The organism is Microbacterium luticocti DSM 19459 (assembly GCF_000422405.1).
Lineage (GTDB): Bacteria > Actinomycetota > Actinomycetes > Actinomycetales > Microbacteriaceae > Microbacterium > Microbacterium luticocti.
On the sequence record NZ_AULS01000001.1, the window covers coordinates 18,106 to 37,934 of the forward strand.

Annotated in this window: 18 protein-coding genes; 15 read left to right on the forward strand and 3 right to left on the reverse strand. The window is 70.6% G+C overall.

Translation table 11 applies throughout. From position 1 onward, the window contains the following. The first annotated feature begins 44 nt into the window (after positions 1–44). The 8 genes from H577_RS0100130 to H577_RS0100165 all read left to right on the forward strand — a co-directional run bounded on the left by H577_RS0100130 (position 45) and on the right by H577_RS0100165 (position 8,799). Complete coding sequence (locus H577_RS0100130; protein ID WP_029144215.1) at positions 45–803, forward strand: YebC/PmpR family DNA-binding transcriptional regulator; 759 nt, start codon at positions 45–47, stop codon at positions 801–803. Positions 804–853: 50 nt separating this feature from the next. Beyond that, positions 854–1,426: a crossover junction endodeoxyribonuclease RuvC gene (ruvC, locus tag H577_RS0100135; protein ID WP_029144216.1), complete on the forward strand. Its 573-nt coding sequence runs from the start codon at positions 854–856 to the stop codon at positions 1,424–1,426. Positions 1,427–1,487: 61 nt separating this feature from the next. Next, positions 1,488–2,120, forward strand: a complete 633-nt coding sequence (gene ruvA / locus H577_RS0100140) for a Holliday junction branch migration protein RuvA (protein ID WP_029144217.1) — start codon at positions 1,488–1,490, stop codon at positions 2,118–2,120. Beyond that, a complete protein-coding gene (ruvB, locus tag H577_RS0100145; protein ID WP_029144218.1) occupies positions 2,113–3,144 on the forward strand; it encodes a Holliday junction branch migration DNA helicase RuvB in 1,032 nt (343 codons plus the stop codon). The genes ruvA and ruvB overlap by 8 nt, the downstream gene beginning before the upstream one ends. Before the next feature lie 76 nt (positions 3,145–3,220). Continuing rightward, complete coding sequence (locus H577_RS0100150) at positions 3,221–3,643, forward strand: preprotein translocase subunit YajC (protein WP_029144219.1); 423 nt, start codon at positions 3,221–3,223, stop codon at positions 3,641–3,643. Positions 3,644–3,675: 32 nt separating this feature from the next. After that, positions 3,676–5,412, forward strand: coding sequence for a protein translocase subunit SecD (secD, locus tag H577_RS0100155; protein ID WP_029144220.1), 1,737 nt, complete (start codon positions 3,676–3,678; stop codon positions 5,410–5,412). Then, positions 5,412–6,404: a protein translocase subunit SecF gene (gene secF / locus H577_RS0100160; protein ID WP_029144221.1), complete on the forward strand. Its 993-nt coding sequence runs from the start codon at positions 5,412–5,414 to the stop codon at positions 6,402–6,404. The genes secD and secF overlap by 1 nt, the downstream gene beginning before the upstream one ends. 145 nt (positions 6,405–6,549) lie before the next feature. Continuing rightward, the gene (locus H577_RS0100165) at positions 6,550–8,799 is read left to right on the forward strand and encodes a RelA/SpoT family protein (protein WP_029144222.1); all 2,250 of its coding nucleotides are present in this window, start codon (positions 6,550–6,552) and stop codon (positions 8,797–8,799) included. Here the strand turns inward: H577_RS0100165 and H577_RS0100170 are convergent. From H577_RS0100170 to H577_RS0100180, 3 genes are all read right to left on the reverse strand, one after another. Beyond that, entirely contained in the window at positions 8,778–9,335 is a 558-nt protein-coding gene (locus tag H577_RS0100170; protein ID WP_029144223.1) for a hypothetical protein, read from the reverse strand. The genes H577_RS0100165 and H577_RS0100170 overlap by 22 nt on opposite strands. A 61-nt stretch (positions 9,336–9,396) precedes the next feature. Then, positions 9,397–10,716 carry a DUF349 domain-containing protein gene (locus H577_RS0100175; RefSeq protein WP_084515705.1) on the reverse strand — a complete coding sequence of 440 codons (1,320 nt, stop codon included), beginning with the start codon at positions 10,714–10,716 and terminating at the stop codon, positions 9,397–9,399. 75 nt (positions 10,717–10,791) lie between these two features. Then, positions 10,792–11,100 (reverse strand): hypothetical protein, encoded by a 309-nt coding sequence (locus H577_RS0100180; RefSeq protein WP_029144225.1) that lies wholly within the window; start codon positions 11,098–11,100, stop codon positions 10,792–10,794. A gap of 132 nt (positions 11,101–11,232) precedes the next feature. On the opposite strand from H577_RS0100180, the gene H577_RS0100185 reads away from it, so the two are divergent. The 7 genes from H577_RS0100185 (at position 11,233) to H577_RS0100215 (ending at position 19,828) form a co-directional block, all read left to right on the forward strand. Further along, the gene (locus H577_RS0100185; RefSeq protein WP_029144226.1) at positions 11,233–12,780 is read left to right on the forward strand and encodes a replication-associated recombination protein A; all 1,548 of its coding nucleotides are present in this window, start codon (positions 11,233–11,235) and stop codon (positions 12,778–12,780) included. Between the two features lie 304 nt (positions 12,781–13,084). After that, positions 13,085–13,714: a 30S ribosomal protein S4 gene (rpsD, locus tag H577_RS0100190; RefSeq protein ID WP_029144227.1), complete on the forward strand. Its 630-nt coding sequence runs from the start codon at positions 13,085–13,087 to the stop codon at positions 13,712–13,714. Between the two features lie 121 nt (positions 13,715–13,835). Beyond that, positions 13,836–14,219, forward strand: a complete 384-nt coding sequence (locus H577_RS16810) for a hypothetical protein (protein ID WP_051191520.1) — start codon at positions 13,836–13,838, stop codon at positions 14,217–14,219. A 53-nt stretch (positions 14,220–14,272) separates the two neighbouring features. Continuing rightward, positions 14,273–16,933: an alanine--tRNA ligase gene (alaS, locus tag H577_RS0100200; protein ID WP_029144228.1), complete on the forward strand. Its 2,661-nt coding sequence runs from the start codon at positions 14,273–14,275 to the stop codon at positions 16,931–16,933. Continuing rightward, positions 16,930–17,400, forward strand: a complete 471-nt coding sequence (ruvX, locus tag H577_RS0100205) for a Holliday junction resolvase RuvX (RefSeq protein ID WP_029144229.1) — start codon at positions 16,930–16,932, stop codon at positions 17,398–17,400. Before alaS ends, ruvX begins: the two co-directional genes overlap by 4 nt. Continuing rightward, complete coding sequence (gene mltG, locus H577_RS0100210) at positions 17,400–18,995, forward strand: endolytic transglycosylase MltG (RefSeq protein ID WP_029144230.1); 1,596 nt, start codon at positions 17,400–17,402, stop codon at positions 18,993–18,995. Before ruvX ends, mltG begins: the two co-directional genes overlap by 1 nt. Further along, complete coding sequence (locus H577_RS0100215; RefSeq protein ID WP_029144231.1) at positions 18,989–19,828, forward strand: shikimate dehydrogenase family protein; 840 nt, start codon at positions 18,989–18,991, stop codon at positions 19,826–19,828. The genes mltG and H577_RS0100215 overlap by 7 nt, the downstream gene beginning before the upstream one ends. Position 19,829: the final 1 nt, after the last annotated feature.

Here is a 19,829-nt window from a genome sequence, read left to right on the forward strand (position 1 = left end):
ACGGTGCGGAAGATGCTCGGCTGATATTCCGTAGACTGGAAGGCATGTCCGGCCACTCCAAGTGGGCGACGACCAAGCACAAGAAGGCCGTCATCGACGCGCGTCGTGCCAAGTCGTTCGCCAAGCTCATCAAGAACATCGAAGTCGCCGCCAAGATCGGCGGTGCCGACCTCGCGGGCAACCCGACGCTGTACGACGCCGTGCAGAAGGCGAAGAAGACGTCGGTGCCCAACGACAACATCGACCGCGCGATCAAGCGCGGTGCGGGCATCTCGGGCGAGTCGGTCGACTACCAGACGATCATGTACGAGGGCTACGCCCCCGGCGGCGTGGCGATCCTCATCGAGTGCCTCACCGACAACAAGAACCGCGCGGCCGCCGAGGTGCGCACCGCGCTCAGCCGCAACGGCGGCAACCTCGCCGACCCCGGCAGCGTCTCGTACAACTTCAGCCGCAAGGGCGTCATCGTCGTCTCGGGCGAGGGCACCACCGAGGACGACGTCATGATGGCGGCCCTCGAGGCCGGCGCCGAAGAGATCGAGCCGCACCCGTCCGGGTTCGAGGTCATCACCGAGGCATCCGACCTGGTCGCCGTCCGCGCCGCACTGCAGGAGGCGGGCCTGGACTACGAGTCCGCCGACGTCGAGTTCGTGCCGTCGCTGAAGGTCGAGGTCGACGCCGAGACCGCCCGCAAGGTGTTCCGCGTCATCGACGCGCTCGAAGACAGCGACGACGTGCAGAACGTGTACAGCAACGTCGACCTGTCCGCCGAGGTGCAGGCCGAGCTCGAGCAGGACGACTGAGCGACGCGCGTCGCGACCGCCTGCTGCGACACCGTGCCTAGGCTGGGCAGATGACGGCCGGACGACTGCGCGTGCTGGGCATCGACCCCGGGCTGACCCGGTGTGGCGTCGGTGTCGTGGACGTCGCGCCCGACCGGTCGGCGCGGCTGGTGTACGTCGGCGTGGTGCGCTCGGCCGCCGACGCCCGCATCGAACAGCGGCTCGCGGCGATCGCCGCAGGCATCCGCGACGTGCTCGACGCGCACGACCCCGACGTGCTCGCCGTGGAGCGGGTGTTCGCGCAGAACAACCGCAACACCGTGATGGGCACCGCCCAGGCCAGCGGCATCGCCCTGCTGCTCGCCGCCGAGCGGGGCATCCCCGCCGCCACGCACACCCCCACCGAGGTGAAGGCCGCGATCACCGGATACGGTGCCGCGGACAAACGGCAGGTGCAGGCGATGGTGGCCCGCATCCTTCGCCTGGACGAGGCGCCGCGGCCGGCCGACGCGGCCGACGCGCTCGCCCTCGCGCTGTGCCATGCCTGGCGACGGGGTGACATCGCCGCGCCCGCCGCGCAGAGCGTCGGCCTGACCCCCGCCCAGCGCGCGTGGGCCGCAGCCGAGAAGGCGGCGCGCCGATGATGCCGCAGACCGGCGGCGTGTCGGTCGAACATATGTCCGAGGTCGAGTCTAGGCTGGCGGCATGATCTCCTCCCTGCACGGAACGGTGCTGCACGCCGGCTCGGACACCGTCGACATCGAGGTCGGCGGCATGGGCTTCACCGTGGCGGTACCGCCCGACGTGGCCCGCACCGCGCGGGTCGGCGAGTCGCTGCGGCTGCACACGCAGCTGATCGTCCGCGACGACGCGTTCTCGCTGTACGGGTTCGCCGAGCGCGCCCAGTCGGCCCTGTTCACCACGCTGCTGTCGGTGACCGGGGTCGGGCCGAAGTCGGCACTCGGGGTGCTGTCGGCGATGAGCGTCGATCAGATCGCCCAGGCCGTGGCCGACGACGACGACGCTCCGTTCCGGCGGGTGTCGGGCATCGGACCCAAGACCGCCAAGCTGATCGTCGTGCAGCTGGCAGGAAAGCTCGCGCCGACCGCCACCGCGGCCACCGCCACCACGACGGTCGACGCCACCACCGGGCGGGTGGTGGCGGCCCTGGTGGGTCTGGGGTGGTCGGAGCGGGTGGCCGTCGACGCGGTCGAGACGGTGGCGACGGATGCCTCGGACGCCGACCGTGCGCAGGTCCCCGCGCTGCTGCGTCTGGCCCTGGCCCACCTGGGGCCGGCCCGACAGGGCGCGGCGCGGGCGGAGGCCGGTCGTGGCTGAGCTCGACCCGCAGGCCCTCGACGAGACCGAGCTCGCCATCGAGGGGGCGCTGCGCCCGGCGTCGCTGGCCGAGTTCATCGGCCAGCAGAAGGTGCGCGGCCAGCTGCAGCTGTTGCTGGACGCCGCACGCATCCAGCAACGGCCCGCCGATCACATCCTGCTGGCGGGTCCTCCCGGCCTCGGCAAGACGACCCTCGCGATGATCGTCGCCCACGAGAGCGATCGCCCGCTGCGCATGTCGAGCGGTCCGGCCATCCAGCACGCCGGCGACCTCGCCGCGCTGCTGTCGAGCCTGACCAGCGGCGAGGTGCTGTTCATCGACGAGGTGCACCGCATGGCCCGGTCGGCCGAAGAGATGCTCTATCTGGCGATGGAGGACTTCCGCATCGACATCATGGTCGGCAAGGGTGCCGGTGCCACCAGCATCCCGCTCGATCTCGCGCCGTTCACGCTCGTGGGAGCCACCACCCGTTCCGGACTGCTGCCGAATCCGCTGCGCGACCGGTTCGGGTTCACCGCCCACCTGGAGTACTACGACGCCGACGAACTCGAGCAGGTCATCCGCCGCTCGGCGGCGATGCTCGAGATCGACCTGCCGCAGCCGGCCCGTGCCGAGATCGCCCGGCGCTCCCGGGGCACGCCGCGCATCGCGAACCGGTTGCTGCGGCGCGTACGTGACTACGTCATCGTGCACGGCTCGGGCACGGACGGCACCGCCGTCGACACCGCAGTGGTCGACGCCGCGCTCGACCTGTACGACGTCGACGCGATCGGCCTGGACCGGCTCGACCGTGCCGTACTCGATGTGCTGATCCGCCGCTTCGGCGGGGGACCGGTGGGGTTGAACACGCTGGCGGTCACCGTCGGTGAAGAGGCCGAGACGATCGAGTCGGTGGTCGAGCCGTATCTGGTGCGGATCGGCTTCATGGGGCGCACTCCGCGGGGACGCATCGCGACGCCCGAGGCGTATGCGCACCTGCGGCTGCCGCGCCCGGACGGGGCGCTGAACCTCGATGACCTATAATCGCTGAAGACTTCCCCCGGATTCTTCCCGGCAGCGCCGCCGTGCCCCGCCGCAATCGAAAGGTGCCCATCCCTTCATGGACCTCGGAACGTTCTTCCAGAACTACGGCCTGATCATCCTGTTGGTGATCCTCCTCGTCTTCATGTTCTGGAGCTCACGGCGACGGATGGCGAAGCAGAAGGCCGAGCAGGAGGCGAAGGCCCGGCAGACCGTTCCCGGTGCCGAGGTGCTGCTGCAGGGAGGCCTGTACGGCACGATCGTGTCGTACGACCCCGACAACCTCGACCAGCCGGCGGTCGTCGAGATCGCCCCCGGTGTCGACATCAAGGTGCACAGCCAGGCGATCTTGCGCATCGTGAACCCAACCGACGAGACCCCCGCGGCATCCGACGGCGACCTGGCCGCACCCGCCGAGGACGGCCCGCGCGTCGAGACCGCGGAAGAGACCGCCCGCCGGCTGCGCGAGAACGACGACAAGAAGGACACGCCCGAGGCCTGAGCCCGGCACTCCCACCAGAAAGCTGACCCTCCGTGGCCACATCCACCCCTGTCCGGCACGCCTGGCGCGCGCTGCTGGGCCTTGTGATCGTCATCGCCGTGCTGTTCGGCATCAACGCCCTCGGCGTGTACGTGTTCCAGAAGGCGTCGTGGGTGCCCGAACTGGCGCTCGACCTGCAGGGCGGCACGCAGATCATCCTGCAGGCCAAGACCCCGGACGGTTCGGCGCCGACCACCGACCAGATGCAGCAGGCCGCGACGATCATCCGCCAGCGGGTGGATGCCTCGGGCGTGGGCGAGTCCGACATCACCACACAGGCCGGCAACCAGATCGTCGTGCAGATCCCCGGTCAGGCCGACGAGCAGACCCGTGAACGCATCGAGGCCTCGGCCCAGATGCAGCTGCGCTCGGTGCTGTACACCGGGGCACCGGCGACCTCGTTCGTCGGCGACGACGGAAAGCAGACGCCGTACCCCACCCCGGCGCCGACGCTGCAGGCCACTCCGACCGCGTCGCCGAGCAACGGCAGCGATCCGAGTTGGATCACGCCGAAGCTGCAGGCCCAATTCCTCGCCTACGACTGCGGCTCCAAAGACAACGACCCGGCCAACGCGCCCAAGGATCAGCCGCTGATCACCTGCTCGGACGACGGCTCGGTGAAGTACATCCTGGGCCCGGTCGAGCTCGACGGCTCGCAGATCACCGACGCCGGCTACGGACAGAACTCCCAGAACGGTCAGTGGGAGGTGCAGCTGAAGTTCAACGCGGAGGGCACCAAGGCGTTCGCCGAGGTCAGCCAGCGGCTGTACGGGCTGAAGGCCGAATCGCCGCGCGACCAGTTCGCGTTCGTGCTCGACGGCAAGGTCATCTCGGCTCCGGCGATGAACGGCATCATCACCGACGGCAACCCGTCGATCACCGGCAGCTTCACACAAGAGAGCGCGAAGACCCTCGCCGACCAGCTGAAGTACGGCGCGCTGCCGCTGAGCTTCACCGTGGTCAGCTCCGACACCATCTCGGCGACGCTCGGCTCGCAGCAGCTGCGGATCGGCCTCATCGCGGGCCTGATCGGTCTCGCCCTGGTCGCCGTGTACTCGCTGCTGAGCTATCGCGCCCTCGGTTTCGTGATCATCGCATCGTTGGCGGTCATGGCGGTGATCACCTACGTGCTGCTGTGCATCCTCGCCTGGCGAATGGGCTTCCGCCTGTCGCTGGCGGGCGTGGCCGGTCTGATCGTGACGATCGGATTCACGGCGGACTCGTTCATCGTGTACTTCGAGCGCATCCGCGACGAACTGCGCGACGGTAAATCGATCACCGGCGCCGTCGAAGACGGCTGGGGCCGCGCCAAGCGCACGATCTACATCGCCAAGGCGGTGAACATCCTCGCCGCGGTGGTGCTGTACATCCTCGCGGATGCCACCGTGAAGGGCTTCGCGTTCACGCTCGGGATCACCACGGCCATCGACATCCTGATCTTCATCATCTTCACCCACCCGGTGATGCAGCTGGTGGCGCGCACCCGCTTCTTCGGTGAGGGTCATGCGCTCTCGGGCATGGACCCGGACGCGCTGGGCGCCGTCTACCGCGGGCGCGCGGAGTTCCGCGCCCCCGCCGTCGAGGCACCCGGCGCCGCCGCACGGCGCGCGGCCCGTTCGCGCGGTGAGGCGGCACGCCGTCAGACCATCGCCGAGCGCAAGCTGGCCGCAGAGGCCGCCGCGAAGAACGGCGGCAGTACCGACGCACCGACGAAGGGGGCTGACCGCTGATGGGCGTCATGAGCCGGTTCGGCAACAACCTGTATTCGGGCAAGGTCTCTTTCCCGTTCATCCCCAAGCGGCGCATCTGGTTCGTCATCGCGGCACTGTTGGTCGTCGGCTCGGTGCTGGTGCCGCTGGTGCGGCCGGTGCAGTTCTCGATCGAGTTCACCGGCGGGTCGCAGTTCACCGTGTCGGGCGTGAGCAGCCCCGATCAGACGAAGGCCACCGAGGCGGTCACCTCGGTCGTTCCCGACGCCACCACCAAGGTCACCACGGTGGGCGCCGACGGCGTGCGCGTGCAGACCAACCAGATGTCCCCGCAGCAGACCGAGGACGTCCGTGCGGCGCTTGCGAAGATCTACGACGTCGATGCCAAAGAGGTGACCGCATCGTTCATCGGCCCGAGCTGGGGCGCCGACGTCACCCGACAGTCGCTGTGGGGCCTGGCGATCTTCCTCGCCCTGACGTTCCTCATCCTGGCGCTGTACTTCCGCACCTGGAAGATGTCGGGCGCGGCGATCATCGGGCTGGTCGACGTGCTGGTGATCACCATCGGCATCTATGCCCTGGCCGGGTTCGAGATCTCGCCGGCGGCGGTGATCGGGTTCCTCACCATCCTCGCCTATTCGTTGTACGACACCACGGTCGTGTTCGACAAGATCCGTGAGAACACGCACGAGGACGGCGAACACGCCAACCGCACGTTCGGCGAGTCGGTGAACCTGGCGGTCAACCAGACCCTGGTGCGCTCGATCAACACGACCGTGGTGGCGATCCTCCCCGTCGGGGCGATCCTGTTCATCGGTGCGTTCGCGCTGGGCGCGCAGACCCTCAGCGACATCTCGCTGGCGATCTTCGTCGGCATCATCGTCGCCGCCTACTCGACGCTGTTCGTGGCCTCGCCGCTGTATTCGCTGTTCCGCGAGAGCGAACCGGCAGTGAAGGCCCACGACCAGAAGGTGCGCAAGGCGCGGGCCAAGGCCACTGCGGTCACCGTCTGACCGGCTCGGCCGCGGCCGGCGTCTCGTGACGAGAGCCGGGTGGCGCGAACGGGGTGACACCGGCTGCGTGACCAGGGCCGGCGGGCACGGGCACTGCGAGGCCCGGGCGTAGGATGGTGCCAGCCGACGCGGAGGGGGTGCATGGGTGGCCGAGACAGTCCCCGCGGGGCAGAGTTCCTCGCTGCGGCGACTCGTCCCGCGCATCTTCTCACGCAGTCAGCGCCGCGACGACGTCGAACAGCTGATCCGCACCGTGCGCTCGCACCACCCCAAGGGTGACCTGTCGATCATCGAGCGCGCGTATTCGACGGCGGATGCCGCGCACACCGGGCAGAAGCGGCAGAGCGGCGAGCCGTACATCACCCACCCGCTCGCGGTGGCGCAGATCCTCGCCGATCTCGGCCTCGGGCCGCGCGCGGTCGCGGCCGCGCTGCTGCACGACACCGTCGAAGACACCGACTACGGGCTCGACCGGCTCACCATGGAGTTCGGCGACGAGGTGGCCATGCTCGTGGACGGGGTCACCAAGCTCGACAAGGTGAAGTACGGCGAAAGCGCCCAGGCTGAGACGGTGCGCAAGATGATCGTGGCCATGTCACGAGACATCCGGGTGCTGCTGATCAAACTCGCCGACCGCCTGCACAACGCCCGCACGTGGGGGTTCGTGCCGCCCGAGAAGGCGAAGAAGAAGGCCACCGAGACCCTCGAGATCTACGCGCCGCTCGCGCACCGGCTGGGCATCCAGGCCATCAAGGCCGAACTCGAGGACCTGTCGTTCGCGGTGCTGCAGCCCAAGCTCTACGCCGAGATCGACAGCCTCGTCAAACAGCGCACGCCGCAGCGCGAACAGTACGTGCACAGTGTCATCACCGACGTCGAGGCCGACCTGCGCGAACTGAAGATCCGCGGGCAGGTGATGGGGCGGCCCAAGCAGTTGTACTCGGTGTACCAGAAGATGGTGGTGCGCGGTCGCGAGTTCGACGACATCTACGATCTGATCGGCATCCGGGTGCTGGTGAACACGGTGCGCGACTGCTATGCGGTGCTCGGCGCGATCCACGCGCGGTGGACACCGCTGCCGGGGCGTTTCAAGGACTACATCGCCACCCCGAAGTTCAACCTGTACCAGTCGTTGCACACCACGGTGATCGGTCCCGGCGGGCGCACGGTGGAGATCCAGATCCGCACCCATGAGATGCATCAGCAGGCCGAGTACGGCGTGGCCGCGCACTGGAAGTACAAGGAGCGGGTCAACGGCGGCAAGTCGGGCGCCCGCGTGGACGCCGACATGGCATGGCTGGCGCACATCTCGGACTGGCAGGCCGAGACCGCCGACCCGGGGGAGTTCCTCGAATCGCTGCGGTTCGAGATCGGCGCCAAAGAGGTGTACGTCTTCACCCCCAAAGGCCGCGTGATCGGGCTGCCCGCCGGCGCCACCCCGGTGGATTTCGCCTACGCCGTGCACACCGAGGTCGGGCACCGCACCATGGGGGCGAAGGTCAACGGGCGCCTGGTGCCGCTGGAGTCCGAGCTGCACTCCGGTGACGTCGTCGAGGTCTTCACGTCCAAGAATCCGGATGCCGGACCCAGCCAGGATTGGCTCAGCTTCGTCAAGAGCACCCGGGCGCGCAGCAAGATCCGTGGCTGGTTCACGAAGGAGCGCCGCGAAGAGGCGATCGAGCAGGGCAAGGAGGCCATCGCCCGGGCGATGCGCCGGCAGAACCTGCCGCTGCAGCGGCTGATGAACCAGGATTCGTTCGCCGAGGTCGCCCAGCAGCTGCGCTACGAGGATGTCTCGGCGCTGTACGCCGCCGTCGGCGAGGGCCACGTGTCGACCCAGTCGGTGCTCGAGAAGGTCACGGCCCTGGTGACGGTGAACGAGGCGGTGACCGGTCCCATCGACCTGCCGCCGCACGGCGGAAAGCCGCGCGCGCACCGCGGCAGCGACTCGGGGATCCTCGTGCGGGGGGCCGACGACATCCTCGTCAAGCTCGCCAAGTGCTGCACACCCGTGCCCGGTGACCAGATCGTCGGGTTCGTCACCCGCGGCAGCGGAGTCTCGGTACACCGCGCCGACTGCACGAACGTGAAGGCGCTGATGGCCGAGAAGGACCGTCTCATCGACGTCGAGTGGGCCCCTACCGCCAAGAGCGTGTTCCTGGTGCAGATCCAGGTCGAGGCGCTCGACCGCTCGGGGCTGCTCAGCGACGTCACCCGCGTGCTCAGCGAACATCACGTCAACATCCTGTCGGCCACCGTGTCGACCAGCGACGACCGCCTGGCGATCAGCCGGTTCGTGTTCGAGATGGGCGACACCGTGCACCTGGACCGGGTGCTGAACGCGGTGCGGCGCATCGACGCCGTGTACGACGTCTACCGGGTGACCTCGGGCTGATCCGCCGCCAGCGCACGCAGCAGCGTCAATCCGGCGCGTTTGTTGGGCAGCGGGCCGGCACTGTGCAGCCACTGAACCGCCGTGTGCGCATCCGCGATGCCGGTGCGTACCATCATCTCGGCCGCCTCGCGGTGGGCGGCATCGGCGACCCGGACCAGGTCTGCCAGAGTGCGTGTGGGTGTGGTGACGTGCACGCCCCCGAGCACCATCACCTGGTCGGCGTCGAGCCGCCGGTCATGGTATTCGATGCGGCGGTCGAGGATGTGCCCACGCCGCTGCGCGCTGACGCGCTGGGCACTGTGCCGCCCGGGCGGAAAGGCGAGCGCCCCGTGGATCCACGCCGCGCTCAAGCCGGTGGCGGCCAGCTGCCCGCCCAGCAGCGGGGCGAGGGATGCCGCGCGCAGCGCCGCCGTCTCCACCGCATCGGCGGGCAGGAACGCCTCGCCCACCGGGGCGAGATGCCCGTCCAGACATGCGGCGAACAGCTCCGCCTCAGAAAGCCTGTCGCCGGGAAAGTACAGGTGCAGGGAGTGCATGTACGGCAGTGTGCCGCATCCACCCGCGCCGCGGGGGACACAAGCCCGAGCTGTGGAGAACTCAGCCGCCGACGGCCTTGAGCCAGGTGCGCCGGGCCGCCAGCGCCTCGCGCGCCTGGGCGGCCGCCCGGTCATCGCCGGCGGCTTCGGCGGCGGCGAGCTCGGACTCGAGCTTGGCGATCGCGTCGGTGAGCTGGCGGGTCAGATCGGTGGCGCGGGCCTTGGTCTCGGGGTTGTTCCGCTTCCAGTCCGCGTCCTCGCGGGTGCGCACGCTCTGCTCGATCTTGCGCAGGTCGTCGTCCAGTGCGCGTTCGGTGTCGCGGGGGAAGATGCGACCGATCTCGTCCCACCGGCGCTGGATGCGGGTGAGCGCGGCGCGCGCCTTGGCGAGGTCGGGCTCGTCGACGATCGGGGCGGCCTCGTCCAGCAGCCCACGCTTGAGTTCGATCTTCTCGCGAGATGCCTCGATCTCGGCGCTCTCGCGTTCGCTGCGTGCGGCGTACAGGGCGTCACCGGCCGCCTTGAAGCGCGCCCACAGCGCATCGTCGGCCTTCTTGCCGGCGCGGCCCGCCGACTTCCATGCGTCCAGGAGGTCGCGGTACGCCGCGATGCCGTCCTCGCCCTTGGGGGCCAGTGCCTCGGCACGTTCGATGAGCGTGGTCTTGCGGGCGCGGGCCGCCTTGTGCACCTCGTCGAGGTCGGCATAGAACTCACGACGTTGTTTGTCGATGACCGCGCGGGCATCGCGGAACCGCTTCCACAGGCGCTGTGCGGCCGACTTGGGCAGGCGCGGTCCGTCCTTCTGCTGGGTCTGCCACTGCTCGAACAGCTCGGCGACCTGGGCGGTGGTCTGCTTCCACTGCACCGACTTCGGGTCGCGGGCGGCCAGCGCCTCCATCTGCTCGACCAGAGCGGTGCGCGCCGCGACGGCGGCATCCACGGCGGCGCGCGCGGCCTCGGCCTCGACGGCCGCGGCCTGCTCGAGTTCGGCGACCAGCGCGTCCAGGCGCCGCTGCAGGCTTGCGAGGTCGCCGACGGCTGCGGCATCCACCGTCTTCTCGCGCACCGCGAGCGCGGTGGCGCGCAGATCGCTCGCCGAGGCGCCGCCGCGACGGTGCCGGGCCTCGAGCAGGACGACCTCACCGGCCAGGTCGGCGAACTTGCGCTCGAAGTACGCGAGAGCCTCGTCGGGCGTGCCGTCGGGGTACTCGCCCACCACGCGCCATCCGTCTTCGGTGCGCACCGACACGACGCCGTTCTCGTCCACGCGGCCCCAGGTCTCTGCTGCCGTCTCGGGCACCGCCGGGGCGGTGGGGGCGGACGCCGGCGGGGGGCCGGGCACGGGCGGGGTCACGGGGGTGTTCTCTGCGTCGGCAGTCACGGGTGCACCTCATCACGGCTGGCGCCGATCGTGGGGAATGGACGGGTCACAAGCCTAGTACGAGACGTGTGCCGGTCACGGCGTGGTCGAGCCGCTGGGGGCGGGCGCGGTGGGCGCCGGGGTGGGGGCTGTGGCCGTGGGTGCGGGCGTCGAGACCGCTGTCGTGGTCGGTGACGGCGCGGGAGCGGGCGCGCCCGGTCCGGCCGTGTAATAGGCGACCTGCACGCCGATCACGCCGACCAACAGCACGGCGCCGACGATGCCGCCCACAACATTGTCGCGGGTGCGGCGGTGCTGCTGCCGGGCGTTGAGCTCTTGACGCGCCTGATACGCGCGTGCGCGTTCGCGCTGGATGCGGGCATCCCTGTCCTTCGCCGCGGCCACCGAGCCTCCTCGTCCGTCGTCAGCACGACCCTGCAGCACGATCCTATGGGCGCCGGTGACACCGCGACAAAGCGGGCGCTCGTGCCGGACATCACCGGCGGCGACGTCGGCGGGCGCGGATAGCCTGGGGGAGTGACCACCCCCACCGCGCTGTTCTCGGGCCAGACGCCGCTGGCCGTGCGCATGCGGCCCACCTCGCTCGACGAGGTCGCGGGACAGCGGCATCTGCTGCGGCCGGGGTCGCCGCTGGTCACGCTCGCCGACCCGAGCGCGACAAGTCCCGGCGCGGTGTCGGTGATCCTGTGGGGGCCGCCGGGCACCGGCAAGACCACGCTGGCGCAGGCCATCGCCCGGTCGTCGGGGCGGCGCTTCGTGGAGCTGTCGGCGGTGACGGCGGGCGTGCGCGACGTGCGCGAGGTGATGCAGGATGCTCTGAACCAGCGCGACCTGTACGGGCAGTCCACGATCCTGTTCCTCGACGAGAGCCACCGGTTCACCAAGGCCCAGCAGGACGCCCTGCTGCCCGGCGTCGAGAACGGCTGGGTGGTGTTGATCGCGGCCACCACCGAGAACCCGTCGTTCTCGGTGATCTCGCCGTTGCTCAGCCGATCTCTGCTGCTCACGCTGCAGCCGCTGTCGGACGACGACCTGGGCATGCTCCTGGACCGCGCGGTCGCCGACCCCCGGGGCCTGGCAGGTGCGGTGCGACTCGCCGACGATGCCCGGACGGCACTGGTGCGGCTGGCCTCGGGTGACGCGCGCCGGGCGCTCACGGCACTGGAGGCCGCGGCATCCCTCGCCACACCCGCCGCGGCGCACGACGGCGCGGCCGGCGCCGATTCGGCCGGTGACGGGCACGAGGGGGAGCGCCGTGGCGATGCGGCCGGTGACGCCGGACCGGCGACGGTCACCGCCGAGCACCGTGGCGACGCGGCCGGTGACGAGCCGGGCGCCGACGCGGACAGTGACGAGCACGACGCGCGCGCGGACGGCGACGAGCGCGAGGGGGAGCACCATGCCGACGCGGCCGGTGACGCCGGACCGGCGACGGTCACCGCCGAACACGTCGCGCAGGCCGTGGACAAGGCGCTGCTGCGCTACGACCGTCAGGGCGACGAGCACTACGACGTGATCAGCGCGTTCATCAAGTCCATCCGCGGATCGGACGTGGACGCGGCGATGCACTATCTGGCCCGCATGATCGAAGCCGGCGAGGACCCCCGTTTCATCGCCCGGCGCCTGGTCATCTCGGCGGCCGAAGACATCGGACTGGCCGACCCGCAGGCCCTGCAGATCGCCGTGGCCGCCGCGGACGCGGTCGCGTTCATCGGCATGCCCGAAGGCCGCATCCCGCTCGCCGAAGCGACCGCCTACCTGGCGACGACCGCGAAATCGAACGCCGCGTATCTGGCGATCGACGCGGCGATCGCCGACGTGCGCGCCGGCGGGTTCGGTCGGGTGCCCGTGCACCTGCGCGACGCCCACTACCCCGGCGCGAAGCGGCTCGGACACGGCAAGGGGTACGTGTACCCGCACGACAGTGAGATCGGAGTGTCGGCGCAGCAGTACCTGCCCGACGAGCTGCGCGGGCGCCGCTACTACGAGCCGAAACCGCTGGGCGCCGAGCGCGACGTGCAGGCACGGCTCGAGAAGATCCGCCGCATCCTCGGCGGCGCCTGAGCGCGCCGGCACCTGGCCGCGTGCCGGCCGCCGCGCCGGGGAGCATGTCTCAGATGGTGCGGGATGCGGCGTGGGGCACCCGCAGCTTGTGGGACACGCGCCGGTCAGGATGCCCCGGCCCGCATCCTCGGCGGCGGCCGGGCTCGATCTGCTAGGCTGGATCGGCTCGAAACCGTGTTTTCGGGCATCCCCTTTCTTCTTCACACCATCCGGTCTGCCCCGGCGTGCAGTCCGGACCGGCGGAGGAAGGGCGATACGCCCGCGAGCCGTGAGAGACACGGCCGCGTCATGGAAGGAACACTTCGTGGCATCGAAGTCCCAGGACCGCCGCAAGGTCCGCCTGTCCCGCGCCCTCGGCGTCGCCCTCACCCCGAAGGCGGCGCGCTACCTCGAGAAGCGCCCCTACGGTCCCGGCGAGCACGGCCGCACCAAGCGCAAGCAGGACAGCGACTACGCCGTCCGTCTGCGCGAGAAGCAGCGTCTGCGCGAGCAGTACGGCATCCGCGAGAAGCAGCTGCGCATCCAGTTCGAAGAGGCCCGTCGCAAGGACGGGCTGACCGGTGAGAACCTCGTCGAGCAGCTGGAGATGCGCCTGGACGCGCTCGTGCTGCGCGCCGGCTTCGCGCGCACCATGGCGCAGGCCCGCCAGTTCGTGGTGCACCGGCACATCCTCGTCGACGGACAGCTCGTCGACCGCCCGTCGTTCCGGGTCAAGCCCGGCCAGCTCATCCACGTCAAGGCCCGCAGCGAGGGCACCGAGCCCTTCCAGGTCGCAGCCGCCGGCGGCAACGCCGAGGTGCTGCCCCCGGTGCCCGGCTACCTCGAGGTCGACCTCGACAAGCTGCAGGCCCGCCTGGTGCGCCGGCCCAAGCGCGCCGAGGTGCCCGTCGTCTGTGACGTGCAGCTCGTCGTCGAGTACTACGCCGCGCGCTGATCGGGCCCGACTCGCTCAGTTCGCACAGACGAGGGCGCCGGGGGATCCCGGCGCCCTCGTGGCATTTCCGCCTACGATGGACAGGCGGCGCCGACACGGCTCCGCGCAGGGAAGGGATGACATGAAGAAGCTCCTGTGGTTCCTCGTCGGCGTGGCCGGAGGCTTCGTCCTCGCCCACCTCGTCAACAAGGACCCGCGCGGCCGCGACATGCTCGCCGACATCGACGCCCGGATCACCGAGTTCACCGGCCGCGTCGGCGATGCCTACCGCGACCAGGAGGCGCGCATCTCGCAGACCGTGGCCGACGCGCGCGACGGCGCGGTCGACCTGGTGCAGACGGCACGGGATGCCGCAGCCGACGCGGCCGGAAAGGTCAAGGACGTCGCAGCCTCCGCCGTCGAGACCGTCGCCGACACCGCCTCGGACCTCGCCGAGAAGGCCACGGATGTGGCATCCGACGTCGCCGAAAAGGCGCAGGACGCCGCCCGCAAGCTCGCCGACTGATCCCTCCCGCACCCGGGCCTGTGGCCCCTTGCTGCCTTCCGGAGCACACACGCATGAAGACCGCTGAGATCGCCCAGCGCTACCTCGACTATTTCGAACGCAACGACCACGTGATCGTGCCGTCGGCGTCGCTGGTCACCGACGACCCGTCGATCCTGTTCACGATCGCCGGGATGGTGCCGTTCATCCCGTACCTGAACGGCCTGGTGCCCGCGCCTTTCCCGCGCGCCGCCGACTGCCAGAAGTGCATCCGCACGCTCGACATCGAAGAGGTCGGTCACACCGCGCGGCACGGCACGTTCTTCCAGATGCTCGGCAACTGGTCGTTCGGCGACTACTTCAAAGAGGGCGCCATCGGCTACGCCTGGGAACTGCTGACCACACCCACCTCCGACGGCGGTCTCGGCTTCGCCGAGCGCGACCTGTGGGTCACCGTCTATGAAGACGACGACGAGGCGGCCAGACTGTGGAAGCGCATCGCCGGACTGCCCGAGTCACGCATCCAGCGCATGGGCAAAGAGGACAACTACTGGCACACCGGCCAGCCCGGCCCCGGCGGCCCGTGCTCGGAGATCTACTTCGACCGCGGACCCGCGTACGGCCAGGACGGCGGTCCGGCCGTGGACGACAACCGGTTCACCGAGATCTGGAACCTGGTGTTCATGCAGGAGCAGATCACGAACGTGCGGTCGAAGACCGAGTTCGAGGTGGTCGGACCTCTCCCCAAGAAGAACATCGACACCGGCATGGGTCTGGAGCGCGTCGCGTTCATCACGCAGGGCGTCGAGAACATGTACGAGATCGACCAGGTGCGCCCGGTGCTCGACCGCGCGGTCGACCTGTCGGGCCGGCGCTACGGGGCCGAGCACGCCGACGACGTGCGCTTCCGGGTGATCGCCGACCACGTGCGCTCATCGCTCATGCTCCTGAGCGACGGGGTCACCCCCGCGAACGAAGGCCGCGGCTACATCCTGCGCCGGCTGATGCGGCGCACCGTGCGCGCCATGCGCCTGCTGGGCGTGGACGGACCCACCTTCCCCGAGCTGTTCGCCGCCTCGCGTGACGCGATGAAGGATGCCTACCCCGAGGTCGCCACGGACTGGACACGGATCTCGCAGTACGCCTTCGCCGAAGAGGAGACCTTCCTGCGCACGCTCGCGGCCGGCTCCACCATCCTCGACCTCGCCATCGACCAGACCAAGAAGACCGGCAATACCGCTCTCAGCGGGTCGGAGGCGTTCCTGCTGCACGACACGTACGGCTTTCCGATCGACCTGACCCTCGAGGTCGCCGAAGAGGCCGGACTGTCGGTCGATCGGGGCGCGTTCGACACGCTCATGCAGGAGCAGAAGGCACGCGCGAAGGCCGACGCCCGCTCGCGCAAGCGAGCGCTCGCCGACCAGAGCGTGTACCGGGCGTTCCGGGCCCAGGGCGAGACCGTGTTCACCGGCTACACCGACCTGGAGACCGAGTCGACCGTGCTCGGCCTGCTCGTCGACGGGGTGCCCGCCGAGCGGGCGGTGCAGGGCCAGATCGCCGAAGTGATCCTGGCCGAGACCGCGCTGTACGCCGAGAGCGGTGGACAGGTGGCCGACAAGGGCATGATCGTCGGCCCCGGCTACGAACTGGACGTGCTCGACGTGCAGAAACCGGTGCCGGGCCTGGTCAGCCACACCGTCGAGGTGCGGCAGGGCGAGGTGGGCGTGGGGCAGCCGGCGACCAGCGTGGTGGATGCCGCGAACCGGCGCGCCGCCGCACAGGCACACTCCGCGACCCACCTGGTGCACGCCGCACTGCGCGACACCCTCGGCAAGACGGCGACGCAGGCAGGCTCGCTCAACCGTGCCGGCTACCTGCGCTTCGACTTCACCTGGGGTCAGGCGCTGTCGGACGACACCAAGAGCGAGATCGAAGAGATCGCCAACAACGCGGTGCGCGAGAACCTGCAGGTGACCACGCGCGTTCTGCCGCTGGCCGAGGCCAAAAAGCTGGGCGCGATGGCTCTGTTCGGTGAGAAGTACGGCGACACCGTGCGCATGGTCGACATCGGCGGTCCCTGGTCGCGCGAGCTGTGCGCCGGCACGCACGTGTCCACCAGCGCCGAGGTGGGGCTGATCAACCTCGTCGGCGAATCGTCGGTGGGCGCCTCCAACCGGCGGGTCGAGGCCCTGGTGGGCCTGGACGCCTTCCGTGATCTGGCCGCCGAGCGGGCGATCGTCTCGCAGCTCACGTCGGCGCTGAAGACACCGCGCGAGCAGCTGCCCGCTCGCATCGCGGAACTGAGCGCCCAGCTGAAGGCCGCTGAGAAGAAGATCGCCGCGTTCGAGGCGCGCGCCCTCGCCGACCGGGCTCCGGCGCTGGCGCAGACCGCGACCCCTGTCGACGGCTACCGGCTCGTCGCGCAGTCCATCGGTACGGTCGGTTCGGCCGACGACGCCCGCACCCTGGCCCTGCAGGTGCGCGACCGGCTGGGCGCCGACGCCGCCGTGGTGGCACTGGGTGCCGAGGCGAAGGGCCGCCCCCTGGTGGTCGTGGCGCTCAACGAGGCCGCCCGGGCCGCCGGGGCGCGGGCCGGCGTTCTCGCCAAGGCCGCGGCATCCGTCCTCGGCGGCGGAGGCGGCGGACGCGACGATGTGGCACAGGGCGGCGGGACGGATGCCGCAGCCCTGCCGGCCGCGCTCGAGGCGGTGCGGGCCGGACTGGAGCGCGGATGACGTTCCGGCGCGGGGTGCGGCTCGGCGTCGACGTGGGCCGTGCCCGCATCGGCGTCGCCCGCTGCGACCCCGATGGGATGCTCGCCGTGCCCGTCGAGACCGTCCCGCGCGACGACGCCTCGGTGGCGCGGGTGTTGGCGCTGGCGACCGAGCACGACGCGGTCGAGCTCGTCGTCGGCCTGCCCCTGAACCTGCGCGGTGACGACACGCCCTCGACCGCGGACGCCCGGGCGTTCGCCGGCGCGCTGGCCGCGGCATCCCTGCGACCGGTGCGGCTCGTCGACGAGCGGCTGAGCACGGTGAGCGCGCACGCCGCGCTGCGCGGGTCGGGCAGAACCCAGCGTTCTTCTCGTAGCATTGTGGACCAGGTCGCCGCGGTGGTCTTCCTGCAGCAGGCTCTCGACATCGAGAAGCGCACAGGTCGCCCGGCCGGCGACCTCGTCCCCCCAGCGCAGGAGCCCGCCTGATGCCCGAAGCCCGTCCCGACGGCGACGACCCGTTCGCCGACCTCTACGGCCGCCTGCCCGACCCGCGTTCGGGGCAGACCGGCGCACACGCCGCCGACGCTGCCGACGGCGCCGTGCCCACGTCCCGCCGTGCCGCCCGTGAAGCCGCGCGCCGCGCGGCGGCGGCGGGCGGTGCCAGCCGCGACGGCGCCGCCGGGGACACGCCGGCCACCGGCGGACGCGACGCCGCCCGGCAGCAGCCGACACCGGTGTCGGCGCCACGGCCGACGGATGCCGGAGCGCCGGCCTCTGCGGCCGGCGGTGCGGCGCAGGCCGCGTCCGCGCACCGGCACACGCCCTCGCGGCCGACGGCTACCGACCAGGCGGCTGCCGACCAGCACGCCGCGCACGGTCAGGGGGCTCACGGCCACACGTCGGCCGGCACCGCGCACCGCCCCTCGGTGGAGGATCTGTTCACCGGCGCCGCCACCACCGACGCGCTCGGCACCGTCCCGCCCGGCAAGAGTCGGCGGGCCAAGCGTCGCGGTCGCTGGATCGCACTGGCGGTCGTGCTGGTGGTGCTCGGTGGCATCGCCGGCGGCGGCTATTACGTGTGGCACACCTACGAGCCGCAGATCCGCTCACTGATGGGGTGGGAAGAGCCGAAGGACTACGAGGCCGGACAGGCGCACGGCGAGGCTCTGGTGACGATCGTCGCCGGCGACACCGGTGCCTCGATCTCGAAGTCGCTCGCGTCGGCCGGGGTCACCAAGACCCCCGGCGTGTTCTACGACATGCTGGTGTCCAGCCACGCGAATCCGACGTTCTACCCGGGCGTGTACAAGCTGCAGAAGATGATGACGGCGAAGGACGCGTTGACCGCGCTGACCGACCCGGCCAACAAGCTCGAGAACTCGGCGCTGCTGCCCGAAGGCCTCACCGAGGATCAGATCCTGAAGCGCCTGTCGGACGCGCTGAAGATCCCGCTCGCCGATTTCCAGGCCGCCGTCAAGGACCCGTCGGCGTACGGGGTGAAGGCGAAGAGCCTCGAGGGCTGGCTGTTCCCCGCGATGTACACGTTCCCGCCCGGGGTCACCGCGAAAGATGTCATCAAGACGATGGTCGACCGCACCGTGAGCTCGCTCGACGACGCCGGGGTGGCGCAGGCCGACCGGGAACGGATCCTCACGATCGCGTCGATCATCCAGCGCGAGGCACGCTCGTCCGACGACTTCTACAAGGTGTCGCGGGTGATCGAGAACCGCCTCGATCCGAACAATCAGGAGACGTTCGGCAAGCTGCAGATGGACTCGACCGCCCAGTACGGGTACGGCGAGATGCACGACGGCACCGCAAGCTCGTCGGCGGCTGCGCTGAAGGACGACAACCCGTGGAACACCTATGTGCACGCGGGGCTGCCGGTCGGACCCATCAGCAACCCGGGGGACGTTGCCATCGACGCCGCGATGCACCCCGCCGCCGGCCCATGGCTGTACTTCGTGACGGTGAACCTCGACACCGGCAAGACGGTGTTCAGCACCACGTACGCAGAGCATGAGAAGGCCGTCACCCAGTTCCAGCAGTGGTGCAAGGCGCACCCGGACTCGGGATGTTGATCGGCCCAGACCTGCTCGCGGTCTGGGGCGACCCGATCGCCCACAGCCTCTCGCCGGTCCTGCACACCGCCGCCTACCGTGCGCTCGGGCTGGACTGGCGGTACACCAGGCGGCGGGTGGATGCCGCATCCTTCGGCGCAGCCCTGCACGGCCTGGACGCGTCCTGGCGCGGCCTGTCGCTGACCATGCCCCTGAAGACGCCCGCGTTCCGCGCCGCACGCACCCGCGACCGGCGGGCGGAGCTGTCGGGCGCCGTGAACACGCTGCTGCTGACCGACGACGGGCCGCACGGGTTCAACACCGACGTCGGCGGCATCGCACGCGACCTGCGCACGCACGGACTGGCCGGTGTCGGCTCGGCCCGGGTGATCGGTGCCGGAGCGACCGCCACCTCGGCCGTGCTCGCCCTGGCCGAGCTGGGCGCGACCGCCGTCGAGGTCGCGGCGCGACGGGTCGACTCGGCCGCACCGCTCGTGGCGCTGGGGGAGCGTATCGGCGTGGCGGTGCATGCTGTGCCGTTGGATGCCGCCGGCCACGAGCCCACGCCGTTGACCGTGGCCGCGCTGCCCGGCGGTGCCCAGGTGCCCGACGAGGTCGCCGACGCGGCGGCGGCGGGCGGCGGCATCCTCTACGACGTCGTCTACGGGCAGTGGCCGACCGACCTGGCGCGGGCATGGCAGCGGGCCGGGGGCACCGCCGTTCCCGGCCGTGGAATGCTCACCGAGCAGGCGCTGCTGCAGGTGCGCGTGTTTGTGCACGGCGACCCCGACACGCCCCTGCCGGACGAGCCGGCGGTGCTGGCCGCGATGCGCGCGGCCGTCACCGGCGACTGAG